Annotated in this window: 1 protein-coding gene; it reads left to right on the top strand. The window is 38.7% G+C overall.

The features are described from left to right. The first annotated feature begins 166 nt into the window (after nt 1–166). Entirely contained in the window at nt 167–382 is a 216-nt protein-coding gene (gene gvpA / locus FJR09_RS18880; RefSeq protein ID WP_015080752.1) for a gas vesicle structural protein GvpA, read from the top strand. The last annotated feature ends 42 nt before the right edge of the window (nt 383–424 follow it).

Below are 424 nucleotides of genomic sequence, written 5' to 3'. Positions count from 1 at the left end.
AACCTACTTGAAGTATGCTGAAGCAGTTGGTTTGACCCAATCAGCAGCAGTACCTGCTTAATTTAATTAAGCAAGTTACCAAGTCAGAGAATAACCATGACTCATATTTATAGTTATTCTCCTCATTTCCCAAGTTTCCGACAACAAATAACAAGGAATTAAAAAAATGGCAGTTGAAAAAACCAATTCTTCCTCCAGCTTGGCAGAAGTTATTGATAGAATCCTCGACAAAGGTATCGTAATTGACGCTTGGGTTCGTGTTTCCTTAGTTGGTATCGAATTACTAGCAATCGAAGCTCGGATCGTTATCGCTTCCGTTGAAACCTACTTGAAGTATGCTGAAGCAGTTGGTTTAACCCAATCAGCAGCAGTACCTGCTTAATTTAATTAAGCAAGTTCCCAAGTTAGAGAATAACCATGACTC

The sequence above is a fragment of the Dolichospermum sp. UHCC 0406 genome (assembly GCF_009712025.1).
Classification (GTDB): Bacteria; Cyanobacteriota; Cyanobacteriia; order Cyanobacteriales; family Nostocaceae; genus Dolichospermum; species Dolichospermum lemmermannii.
Note: the sequence above shows the minus strand (reverse complement) of the source record. Positions and strands in the feature narration are given on the sequence as shown.